This window comes from Arcobacter sp. YIC-80 (genome assembly GCF_044841725.1).
GTDB lineage: Bacteria > Campylobacterota > Campylobacteria > Campylobacterales > Arcobacteraceae > Arcobacter_B.
Genome location: NZ_JBJBSI010000004.1, coordinates 116,571 through 128,254, shown reverse-complemented (window position 1 = coordinate 128,254; position 11,684 = coordinate 116,571). Strand labels below are relative to the sequence as shown.

At 28.5% G+C, this 11,684-nt stretch carries 13 protein-coding genes; 11 read left to right on the top strand and 2 right to left on the bottom strand.

What is annotated here, in order from left to right; translation table 11 throughout:
* Positions 1-108 precede the first annotated feature (108 nt).
* Both ACH5BK_RS07645 and plsY read right to left on the bottom strand, forming a co-directional pair.
* Positions 109-432 carry a dihydroneopterin aldolase gene (locus ACH5BK_RS07645; protein ID WP_404306071.1) on the bottom strand — a complete coding sequence of 108 codons (324 nt, stop codon included), beginning with the start codon at positions 430-432 and terminating at the stop codon, positions 109-111.
* Positions 433-600: 168 nt separating this feature from the next.
* The gene (gene plsY / locus ACH5BK_RS07640; RefSeq protein WP_404306069.1) at positions 601-1,224 is read right to left on the bottom strand and encodes a glycerol-3-phosphate 1-O-acyltransferase PlsY; all 624 of its coding nucleotides are present in this window, start codon (positions 1,222-1,224) and stop codon (positions 601-603) included.
* Between the two features lie 110 nt (positions 1,225-1,334).
* Here plsY and nadA point away from each other — a divergent pair, with 110 nt between their 5' ends.
* The 11 genes from nadA to rimP all read left to right on the top strand — a co-directional run bounded on the left by nadA (position 1,335) and on the right by rimP (position 11,588).
* Positions 1,335-2,324, top strand: coding sequence for a quinolinate synthase NadA (gene nadA, locus ACH5BK_RS07635; RefSeq protein WP_404306067.1), 990 nt, complete (start codon positions 1,335-1,337; stop codon positions 2,322-2,324).
* Positions 2,321-3,142, top strand: coding sequence for a carboxylating nicotinate-nucleotide diphosphorylase (gene nadC, locus ACH5BK_RS07630; protein ID WP_404306065.1), 822 nt, complete (start codon positions 2,321-2,323; stop codon positions 3,140-3,142). Before nadA ends, nadC begins: the two co-directional genes overlap by 4 nt.
* Positions 3,143-3,214: 72 nt before the next feature.
* Entirely contained in the window at positions 3,215-4,201 is a 987-nt protein-coding gene (locus ACH5BK_RS07625) for a bifunctional oligoribonuclease/PAP phosphatase NrnA (protein WP_404306063.1), read from the top strand.
* Positions 4,185-5,573 (top strand): M23 family metallopeptidase, encoded by a 1,389-nt coding sequence (locus tag ACH5BK_RS07620; RefSeq protein ID WP_404306061.1) that lies wholly within the window; start codon positions 4,185-4,187, stop codon positions 5,571-5,573. Before ACH5BK_RS07625 ends, ACH5BK_RS07620 begins: the two co-directional genes overlap by 17 nt.
* Positions 5,570-6,475, top strand: coding sequence for a UDP-3-O-acyl-N-acetylglucosamine deacetylase (gene lpxC / locus ACH5BK_RS07615; RefSeq protein WP_404306059.1), 906 nt, complete (start codon positions 5,570-5,572; stop codon positions 6,473-6,475). Before ACH5BK_RS07620 ends, lpxC begins: the two co-directional genes overlap by 4 nt.
* Positions 6,476-6,484: 9 nt before the next feature.
* Positions 6,485-6,937 (top strand): hypothetical protein, encoded by a 453-nt coding sequence (locus ACH5BK_RS07610; RefSeq protein ID WP_404306057.1) that lies wholly within the window; start codon positions 6,485-6,487, stop codon positions 6,935-6,937.
* Positions 6,938-6,948: 11 nt separating this feature from the next.
* Positions 6,949-7,830 (top strand): homoserine kinase, encoded by an 882-nt coding sequence (gene thrB / locus ACH5BK_RS07605; RefSeq protein WP_404306055.1) that lies wholly within the window; start codon positions 6,949-6,951, stop codon positions 7,828-7,830.
* Positions 7,831-7,866: 36 nt separating this feature from the next.
* Positions 7,867-8,142 carry a DUF448 domain-containing protein gene (locus ACH5BK_RS07600; RefSeq protein ID WP_404306053.1) on the top strand — a complete coding sequence of 92 codons (276 nt, stop codon included), beginning with the start codon at positions 7,867-7,869 and terminating at the stop codon, positions 8,140-8,142.
* Positions 8,132-10,801 carry a translation initiation factor IF-2 gene (gene infB, locus ACH5BK_RS07595; protein ID WP_404306051.1) on the top strand — a complete coding sequence of 890 codons (2,670 nt, stop codon included), beginning with the start codon at positions 8,132-8,134 and terminating at the stop codon, positions 10,799-10,801. The genes ACH5BK_RS07600 and infB overlap by 11 nt, the downstream gene beginning before the upstream one ends.
* Positions 10,801-11,160, top strand: coding sequence for a 30S ribosome-binding factor RbfA (rbfA, locus tag ACH5BK_RS07590; RefSeq protein ID WP_404306049.1), 360 nt, complete (start codon positions 10,801-10,803; stop codon positions 11,158-11,160). Before infB ends, rbfA begins: the two co-directional genes overlap by 1 nt.
* On the top strand, positions 11,160-11,588 hold the full coding sequence (rimP, locus tag ACH5BK_RS07585; protein WP_404306047.1) for a ribosome maturation factor RimP: 429 nt from the start codon (positions 11,160-11,162) through the stop codon (positions 11,586-11,588). The genes rbfA and rimP overlap by 1 nt, the downstream gene beginning before the upstream one ends.
* The last annotated feature ends 96 nt before the right edge of the window (positions 11,589-11,684 follow it).

Genomic DNA, 11,684 nt, shown 5'->3' with positions numbered 1-11,684 from the left:
GGTCATTCTACAGCACTAAATTTTAAAGTTTTCTTAAAAGTTATCTTTTTCATGTTAATTGTGTGTTAATTTAAGGTTACTTTTAATTAACAGCTCATTAACCCTTGATTAATTACTTAGTGATACAATACAATCACTTAAAATATCTGGCTTTATTATTTCTATTTTTAAGTCATTTATTTTATACATTTTGTATAGCTTTGCCTCTATATGGGCGATAGCCTCTTCTAGTAACTCAAATTTCTTCTTTTTCATCTGTTTTTTTAAATAATTTGATATCTCACTATAATCTATAAAGTAATCTTTTTTGTATGTGTAATTAAATGAAATATTAATAATTACTCTTTGTTTTTCTTTTCTTTCAAAAGGAAGTATTCCTATTATACATTTAAATGTTAGTTGTTTTATGTTTATTGTTAGATTTTGCTTCATTTGTCTTTCCTTGTATTAAGTATTAAATTTTTAAAGTATTGTGAATAAATTTATTTTGTAATTTTGTATTGAGTATATTATATTAAAAATTAAGGATGATAGAGTTGTTATAAAAAAAGAGAAGTTAGTTTTATTTAACTCTCTTTTTATTTGGAAAAAAAACTTATGTTAGATAACTTTTTTTTCCTCTCCCTTTATTACTCTTACTATATTTGGGATATGTTTATAGTATATGATAAAGGCGATTAAGTACATTGGTACATTTGAGCCTATATTTAATCCATCATTCATAAGTGTTGCACTTATTATTACTGTTGTTAATCCTAAAAGTGAAGATACAGATGATATTTTAAGTACTTTTGCAGCTATTATCCAAGTAAGTGCTCCTATTAAAGTAGCAACTGGCACTAGCGCTATATATACACCAAGTCCTGTAGCAACTCCTTTTCCACCTTCAAGTCCTAAATATATAGAGTAGCAGTGACCTAAAACAGCTAAAACTGCAATAGCCCAAAGTGTTTGTTCACTCATTCCCATACTCATTGCTATTAAAATAACTACTGTACCTTTTAGTGCATCAAGTATAACTGTTGCGATACCTAGTTTTTTTGCTAAGCTTGGATTTGTTTGCTTTACTACTCTTAGTACATTTGTTGCACCAATTGATTTACTTCCTTGAGATTTGATGTCAACTCCTGCGAAAGTTTTTGCAAGTAGTAGTCCAAAAGGAATAGAACCTATTAAATATGCAGCTAGATAAAATAGCATATTAGGGTTTGTTAAAAAATCCATTTATTACCTTTATTTATTGTCTGTAGTGAGTTTTCACCTTTTTAGTTAAAAGGATTATAACTAAAATTTAGTTATATTATCATTTAAATATGTTTTATTGAAGGTTTATTTTGAATTTAAAAGAAGAGATAATAAAGCTTAAAGAGGAGCTAGATGTAACACTTGTAGCTCACTTTTACCAAAGAGATGAAGTTTTTGAATTAGCAGATATTACAGGTGACTCTTTAGAACTAGCCAAAAAAGCAAAACTAACAAAATCAAAATTTATTGTATTTTGTGGTGTTGGTTTTATGGGAGAGAGTGTAAAAGTACTTGATCCACAAAAAAGAGTTTTAATGCCAAAAATTGCCTGTTGTGCAATGGCAAGAATGATTGATGAAGGTTATTACGAGCAAAATTTAAAACAGATAAATGATGCCGGAATTCCAAATGAAAATATTTTGCCTATTACATATATCAACTCAAGTGCAAGAGTAAAAGCAAGAGTTGGTGAAATGGGTGGAATGGTTTGTACTTCATCAAATGCCTATAAAATTATTGAAAAAGGTTTAAAGTCTGGTAAAAAAATATTTTTTGTTCCAGATAGATGTTTAGGACAAAATTTTGCAAAATCTTTAAATCTAAAATCAGCAGTTGTTGGTGAGGGGACTGATTTAAAAGAGGCTGATATTATATGTTATAACGGCTTTTGTTCAGTACATCAGCAGTTTACTGTGGAGGATATAGAGTTTTATAGAAACAAATATCCAGATATCTTAATAGCAGTTCACCCAGAATGTGATCCTTCTATTTGTGATGAAGCTGATTTTGTAGGTTCAACTTCTCAATTAATTACTTATATTAAAGAGTTACCAGAAGATCAAAAAATTGCTGTAGGAACTGAGTTCAATATGGTAAATAGATTAAGAGAGAAAAATACTTATATTTTAAGCTCTACAAAACCTGAGTGTCCAACAATGAATGAAACAACACTTGAAGATGTTTACAATACTTTAAAATCTATTAAAGATGATAATATCTCAAAAGAGAATGAGATTTTTGTTGATGAAGAGACTGTAAAATATGCAAGAATAGCATTAGAAAGGATGTTTGAAGTATGATAAACATAAAAAAGTTTGTTAAAAATGCCATTATTGAAGATAATGGAAGAGGAGATTTATTTTTTGATGTGGCTCCAAAAGGTAGATTTACAGCAAGAGCAATTTCTAAATCAGATGGTATTGTTGCAGGAATTCAATATGCAAAGGTATTAGCAAGAACTGAAAAGTTTGATTGTAAATTTTTAAAAAGAGATGGTGATGAAATAAAAGCAGGTGAAGTTATCGCTGAACTTGAAGGTAAGGCTTCAATTTTACTTTCATCTGAGAGAACTTTTTTAAATATGCTTCAACATGCAAGTGGTATTGCTACTATGGCAAATAAATATGCAAAACTCTTAGAAGGTTATGATGTTGTTTTACTTGATACAAGAAAAACAAGACCTCAATTAAGAGATTTTGAAAAGTATGCAAGTAGAGTAGGTGGTTCTATAAATCACAGACTTGGACTTGATGATTGTTTAATGCTTAAAGATACGCACTTAAGAACTATTAAAAATTTAAAAGAATTTATTAAAAAAGCAAGAAAAAGAATTTCATGGGTTACAAAAATTGAGATAGAGTGTGAAACTTTTCCTCAAGTTGAAGAAGCAATGGAAGCAGGTGCTGATATTATTATGTGTGATAATATGACTCCTGAACAAATCAAAGAAGTAGTTAAGTATAGAGATGAAAAATATCCACATATTTTACTAGAAGCTAGTGGAAATATTAATCTTGATACTATTCAAACTTATGCAAAAACAGGTGTAGACGCTATAAGTAGTGGAAGTATTATTCATCAAGCTACATGGTTAGACTTTTCAATGAAATTTGACTAAGAGAAGTAAAATATTGTTAACTTTTTGTTAGTATAAGTTTAATAAAATTGAGATGCAGTTAAAGGAGAAGGGTTGAAGAAAGATTTTATTGTTAGTAATAAAATAGATATGGCTGATTATACAAAAGCCTTAAATCTAATAGAAAAGAGTAAATATATTTTAATTATTACTCATGTTAACCCAGACCCTGATTCTATTGGTTCAGCATTAGCACTTTCAAATTTATTTCATGAAAATAAAATTAAACATAAGGTATTTAATATAAGTTCTGATTTACCTGAAAACTTAAATTTTATAGAAAGGTTTGACAAAATCACAGATCAGTTACCTAAGTTTTTTGACTTAGCTATATCTGTGGATTGCGGAACATATAAAAGATTAGGATTTGAACTAGATTCTAATATTCCTTTGATAAACTTTGATCATCATAAATCAAATGATAGTTTTGGAACTATAAATATAGTAGATCCAATGAAAAGTTCAACAGCTGAGATTGTTTATGATTTTTTTAAACATAATGGATTATATATTACAAAGAATTCAGCAACTGCACTTTATGTAGGTATTTATGATGACTCTTTAGCTTTTTCTTTAGGAAGATGTGATGAATTAACTTTTGATAAAGTTAATTTTTTAGTTCAATGTGGAGCAAATCCTTCTTCAATAGCAAATAAGCTTTTAAGAAGAGACTCACTAGCTAAATATAGAATCATACCTAAGGTATTAAATAGTTTAGAACTTTATAAAGAAGGTGAAGTTGCTTCTATTTATGCAAAAGAAAAATGGTTTAAACAAACAGGTGCTCACAATAGAGATTGTGAAGATGCCTTAGATATGATTATGAGTATGGCAATAGTAAGGGTTGCTTTTTTCGTAAGAATAGTAAATGGAAGCACAAGGGTTTCTTTACGTTCAAAAGGAAAATTTGATGTTGCTAGAATTGCTTCACAATTTGATGGTGGAGGACACCTAAATGCTGCTGGTTGTACTATTGATACAATAGATGAACAAGAAGCAAAAAATTTAGTTATAAAGGAAATTTTTGAGTTTTATAAATAGAAAAAAGAGTAATAAAGTTAAAAATTTATTAATATATATTGTTGTTCTTTTAATAATAGCTGTTACAGCTTTTGTATTTTTTTCACCAACTTTTGAAAAGAATGCCCCTAAAGTTGTTTATACAGGAGATAAGTTTTGGAATTTTAAAAAACCGTTAAAATTAAAATTTACTGATGATAATGGAATTAAATCTTATAAAGTAGCATATTTAGATGGAGATAAATTAGTTAAGTTAGAAACAAAAATTCTAAATAATGATGCAAAAAATATAGTTGTAGAAATTATTCCGCCTAAATTTAATAGACTTAACACTCCTCCTAAACAAATAGTTTTAAAAACTCAAGTAGTTGATAACAGTAAATGGAATTTTTTTAATGGAAATATAACTAGTAAAGATTTTGTTATTGATATTGATAGAAAAAAACCTATAGCAAATGTAGTTAGTAATTCTTATTTAATAAGACAAGGTGGAAGTGCTACAGTTGTTGTTGAAGTAAAAGATGAAAATTTAAAAGATTTTTATATTTCATTTAATGAGGAAGAAAGGTTTGAACTTATTCCTTTTTATAAGAAGAATTTTTATATGGCGATTATTGCTTGGCCTGTTACAATAGAAGAGTTTAAAAGAGTAAATTTGATAGCTATTGATAAAGCGGGAAATAAAACTACTACTAAAGTACCTTATTATATAAAAGAGTTAAAAGTAAAAGTAGATAATATTAAAATTTCTAAAAGTTTTGTAGAAAAAGTAAGTAAAAATGTACTTTCTAAAAGTGGATTTGATATTCCAGAGGGAACTGCTGAGGCATTTGTTGCTACAAATAAAGACTTAAGAGCTCAAAATGTGAAACTTTTAAAAGATGTTTCGAGACAGAACTTAGATTTTTCACAAGTTTCAAAATTTGATTTAGATGCTTTCAAACAATTAAGAGGTTCAAAGACTTTTTCTAGATATGCAGAGCGAAGACATTATTATTATAAAGGTGAAAAGATTGATGAAGCTTGGCACTTAGGTATGGATTGGGCAAGTATCAGAAATGCAAAAATTTATGTAACTAACCCTGGAAAAGTAATATTCAAAGATTATCTAGGAATTTATGGACATACTGCTATTATAGACCATGGATTTGGTTTAGCTACTTTATATGCACATACAAGTAAGTTAAATATTGAATTAAATGATTTTGTAAATGCTAAACAATATATAGCAAATACTGGTTCAACTGGGGCTGTATTTGGAGATCATTTACATTTTGGAGTTTTGGTTCAAGGTCTTGAAGTAAATCCATTAGAGTGGATGGATAAAAAATGGATAGATATAAATGTTAAAAAGATATTAAATCAAGCAAAGAAAGTGATAGATACTAAATGAAACAAAGAACAATAGCTAAGAGTGTAGAAATTGTTGGAGTAGGTTTACATAAAGGTGTTCCTGTAAAAATGAAATTAGAACCATTAGACTCTGACATGGGGATAGTTTTTTATAGAGTAGACGCTGGGGTAACTATTCCTTTGGCAATTGAAAATGTGGTTGATACGAAAATGGCTACAGTAATTGGAAAAGATGATGTTGTTGTTTCAACAATTGAGCACTTATTATCAGCTGTTTATGCTTATGGAATTGATAATTTAAGAGTTGTTATTGATAATGATGAAGTTCCTGTATTAGATGGAAGTTCATCAGGTTATTGTATGCTTATTGAAGAAGCAGGAATAAAAGAGTTAAATAAATCAAAAAAAGCAATAAAAGTTAAAAAAGAAGTTGAAGTTACAACTGCTGAGGGTAAAAGAGTTTGTTTAAAACCTTCAAATAGAATCATTTATGATTTTAAGATTGATTTTGATCATCCTTCTATTGGGGAGCAAAATTTTCATTTTGATTACTCTATTGCTGAATATAAAGAGAATATTAGTAGAGCAAGAACATTTGGTTTTTTACATGAAGTACAATATTTAAGAAGTATTGGTCTTGCTAAAGGTGGATCTATGGAAAATGCTATAGTTTTAGATCAATCAAAGGTTTTAAATCCAGAGGGCTTAAGATATAATGATGAGTTTGTAAGACATAAGATTCTTGATGCAATTGGTGATATGGCTTTACTTGGATATACTCTTGTAGGGGAATATGATGCAATTGCAGGAAGTCATCATTTAAATCATCTTTTAACAAAAGAGCTTTATAAAGATAAAGAAAACTATGAAATTATAGATTTAGAAGAGGCTAATGAAGAAGCAGAAGTGTTTGAATTAGCTTATTCAAGAGTTGAAGTTTAGGATAAAAATTTGACTGAAGTTTTAGTTATAAGTATTTCAAATCCTATTTTAATAGGTATTTATGAAAATGAAAATTTGATTAAAGAGTATAAGTTAGAGGGAAAAACTTCTGATTTACTTCCAAAACTTTTTGAAGAAATATTAAAAAAATATGAAATTAATAGATTAAATTATGTAAATACTCCAGGTTCTTACATGGCTATAAAAGTTTCTTATGTATTTTTAAAAACAATTAGTATTACTAAAAATATTCAATTAAGAGCTTGTAGTGGTTTTGAATTTAATAAAAACTCTCCAATAAAAGCTTTAGGTAAAAAATATTTTATTCAAGAAGAAAATGAAATTAAAGTAGACTTTTTAGAAAAAGATTGTATAATTCGCGACTTTGAATTACCTAAGAGTATAAATAAAATAAATTTTAATAAACAGACATTACCAATTTATAATTTACCTGCTGTTTAAGAAGGAAATAGATGAAAGTAAGCGTTCCAGCTACTAGTGCAAATTTAGGACCTGGTTTTGATTCCCTAGGTCTTGCAATCACAATGAAAAATCAAGTTATAATTAGACCATCAAAATTTCATAGTGTGTCATTAAAAGGTGAGGGTGCAAATAATCCAGTACTAAAAGATAACAATATGTTTATCTCTATATTTAATGATTTTTACCATAATTTGTCTCATAAAAAAAGGCATTTTAGATTTGAATTTTTTAATGAAATTCCTTTATCAAGAGGTTTAGGAAGTTCTTCTGCTGTAATTGTATCAGCAATTGCTAGTGCTTATGCTATTGAGGGAATTAGACTTGATAAAAATAAGTTACTAAATTTAGCTTTAGCTTATGAAAATCATCCAGATAATATTACACCTGCTGTAATGGGTGGATTTAATGTTGCAACAGTACAAGAAAATGAAGTTAGATATATTAATAAATCAATACCAAAAGCTTTAAAAGCTGTAATTGTTGTACCTAATAGACCAATATCTACTCAATTATCAAGAAAAACTTTACCTTTTAAATACTCAAAAGATGATGTTATTTTTAATATTTCTCATTCATCTTTATTAACAGCAGCATTTATGAATGAAGATTGGAAGATGTTGAGAACGGCATCTTTAGATAAAGTTCATCAAAAATATAGAATGAAACAAATGCCAGAGTTATTTGATGTACAAAAAACTGCTCTTAGAAACGGAGCTTTAATGAGTACACTTTCAGGTTCTGGTTCAACACTATTTTCTATATGTTTTGCAGATGATGGAAAGAGAATTGAAAAGGCATTAAGAAATAGATTTTCACATTTTAAAGTATTTACAAGTGATTTTGATAATACTGGTGTAAAGATAGATTTATAAGTTTTTTGATAAATAAGTATATTTTAGGTATAATAATTGGCTAATTCGAAAAAAACCTTAAGAACTTGTATTTTTTGTAGAGGAAAATTTGAACAAAATGAGTTGTTAAGGTTAAAATGTGAAGAAAAAGAAATTGTACTATATAATAACAAAGGTAGAAGTTTTTATCTTTGTAATTCATGTATAAAAAAAGTACAAGAAGATAATAATCAAAAAGATTATAAAAGATTTGAAAACGCACTATGTAGAGAGTGTAAAAATAAAGATAAGTATGTTCTACAACTTAAGGAGATTTTAGCAGATGTCAGATAAAGTAAGAGTTTATGAAATTGCAGATGAGGCAGGAGCAAGTAGTCAAGAAGTAATAACGAAAGCAAAAGATTTAAATATTGAACTTAAATCGCCTCAAAGTGCAGTTTCTTATGAAGATGCAGAAGAAATTGCAAACTATATAATGACCGGTAAAAGTAAAAAGTTAGCAGCAAAAGCTACACCGGCACCAAAGAAAACTACGCCAAAAAAAGTTGAGACAGTAGTTGAAAAAGACTCAAAAAAAGAAGAAAAAAAAGAAGAAGCACCTAAAAAGGTTGAAGAAATTAAAACTGAGAAGAAAGAAGAAGCTATATCTAAACCTATTAAAAGTGTAGAAAAAAAAGAAGAAGAAAAAGTAGTAGAAGAAAAAGTAGAGAATAAACCTAAAAAGATTATTCCAAAAAGAAGAGGTCTTAAAATTATTAAGAAGAAAAAACCAAGACCTGAACCAAAAGAAGAAATAATAACTCATTCTCCTTCAACAGATAAAGCTAAAATGAAATCACTTAGTGAAATTTTAGGTGGTGAAAAAGAAGAGAAAAAAATTACTCCTCAAGCTAATGTAAATGAAGAAGCTGCAAAAAAAGCAAAAGCTAAAAAGAAAAAACAACCAGCAAAAACTCAAACTCATGGTAAAAAACTTGAAGTTCAAAGAGATAACAATGAATTCAATAATACTTCTACTGATTCACTTTTAGGTGAAGAAGTTGTTTTACTTGATATGGATTTATCTGATACTTCTAAACTTTTTGAAGAACAAAAAACAAATACTAATCCAAATAAGCAAGCAAGAGGTTCAAAACCAGCTGCATTTGGTAATAGACCACAAGGTTTAAAAAGAAGAAAAAGAAAGAAAAAAGTAAGAAAAGCAGAAGAGAATATTGAAATAAAAGAAGTTACAATTCCTGAAGATATTAGAGTATATGAATTTGCTGAAGCTTGTGGAAAATCTGCATCTGAAGTAATTAGTGTTCTATTTGGTTTAGGAATGATGGTTACTAAAAATGACTTCTTAAAACAAGATGAATTAGAGATTCTTGGAGAAGAGTTTGAAATTGAAGTAACAGTAAAAGATGCTTTAGAAGATGCTAACTATGTTGAAGAGTATAATGAAGAAGATATTGATGATTCAAACTTTGAGACTAGACCTCCTGTAGTTACAATTATGGGACACGTTGATCATGGTAAAACATCATTATTAGATAAAATTAGAGAATCTAAAATTGCAGCAGGAGAAGCTGGTGGAATTACACAACATATTTCATCTTATACTGTTGAAAAAAATGGTGAAAAAATCACTTTTGTTGATACACCAGGTCACGCCGCATTCTCTGCTATGAGAGCAAGAGGTGCTAGTGTAACTGATATTGTAATTATTGTTGTTGCAGCTGATGATGGTGTAAAACAACAAACTGAAGAAGTTATTTCTCATGCAAGAGCATCTGGCTGTCCTATTATTGTTGCTGTAAATAAAATAGATAAAGAGGCTGCTAATATTGATATGGTTAAATCTCAAATGGCAGAAAGAGATATGACTCCTGTAGATTGGGGTGGAGATATAGAATTTATTGGAGTATCAGCAAAAACTGGTGCGGGAATTGATGATTTATTAGAGAATATTTTACTTCAAGCTGAAATTTTAGAGCTTAAAGCTGATCCAACTGCTAAAGCAAAAGCTACAGTTGTTGAGTCTTTACTTGAAAAAGGTAGAGGACCTGTTGCTACAATTATTGTTGAAAATGGTACTTTAAGAGTTGGAGATAATATTGTTTGTGATACTACTTATGGTAGAGTTAAAGCAATTACTAATGATATGGGAAAACCAGTTAAAGAATTAGGTTTATCAGAAACTGGTTCTGTTTTAGGTTTAAATGAAGTTCCTGCTGCTGGTGCTATTATGGTTGCACAAGATTCTGATAAAGAAGCAAGAGATATAGCAACTAAGAGAGCTGAACATGAAAGAGCAAAAGAGTTATCTAAATCTACAAAAGTTTCATTAGAAGAAATGAGTGGTTTAATTGCAGAAGGTAAAATTAAACAACTTCCAGTAATTATTAAAACTGATGTTGGTGGTTCACTTGAAGCTATTAAAGGGTCATTAGAAAAAATTGCTAATGATGAAGTAAAAGTAAAAGTTATTCATGCTGCTGTAGGTGGTATTACTGAATCAGATTTAGTTCTTGCTAGTGCATCAGAAGGATGTATTATTTTAGGATTTAATGTAAGACCTACTGGTTCTGTTAAATCAAAAGCAAAAGCTGATGGTATTACTATTAATACATACTCAATTATTTATGATTTACTTGATGATGTTAAAGATACTTTATCTGGTATGATGAGTGGAGTAATTAGAGAAGAAAATACAGGACAAGCAGAAGTTAGAGATACATTTGTTGTTCCTAAAGTTGGAACAGTTGCAGGTTGTATTGTAACTGATGGTAAAGTAATTAGAGGTGGATTAGCAAGAATCATTAGAGATGGTGTTGTTACTTATACAGGTAAAATTTCATCACTTAAGAGATTTAAAGATGATGTTAAAGAAGTATCTAATGGTTACGAGTGTGGTGTAATGTTTGAAAAATTCAACGACATTCAAGTTGGTGATTTTGTTGAAACATTTATACAAATTGAAGAAAAAGTTTCTATTGACGATAAATAATGAAAAGTATTAATCTACAAAGAACAGAATCTTTATTGATGGAGCTAATTCCAGAAGCTCTATCAAGTATGGCAGATGAAAGAATAAGATCTTTACCTATTACAGGTGTGAATTGTAAAAATGGTAAATATGATGCAATTGTATATTTTGATGGAAGTGATTTTGATAAAAATCAAATTAATCAAATTATTTCACTGCTAAAAAAAGCTAATGGAAGAATGAAATCACATATTTTAGCAAGTACAGGTTGGTATAAATGTCCTAACTTTAAGTTTGTTAATGATACTTCATTAGAGCAGTCAAGAAATATAGAATCACTTTTTGCACAAATAAAAAAAGACAAAAAAGAAGAAGAGTAATGAGTTTAGAAGAATCAATTAAACTAGCTGTTGAGAGTTTAGATGCTCAACTTTATGATATTGTAACAACAAAAGAAAATGATAGAAATATTTATAGAGTTTATGTTACTGCAAAAGGTGGAATAACTTTAGATAAATGTGCTGAAATTTCAAGAATGATTTCTCCTATTTTAGATGTTGAAGAACCAATGAGTGGAGTTTATAATTTAGAAGTAAGCTCACCTGGAATTGAGAGAAAACTAAAAACTGTAGATCATTTTAAAGCTTCTATAGGAGATAAAGTAAAAATCAAAGATATTGCTACAGAAGTTTATAAAGGTGAACTTTTAGAAGCATCTGATGATAAAATACTTGTAAAAACTGAGTTTGGTGAAGAGAGCATTGAATATGATTCAATTCTCTCTGCATCAACATATTTTGAATGGTAGTAGGTTTAAACCTATTACTATTTTCCTTATAAAAACTAACTTTTAATTTAGCCTTCTTTTAATATACTACTTTTCATAAATACAAATAATTATTAT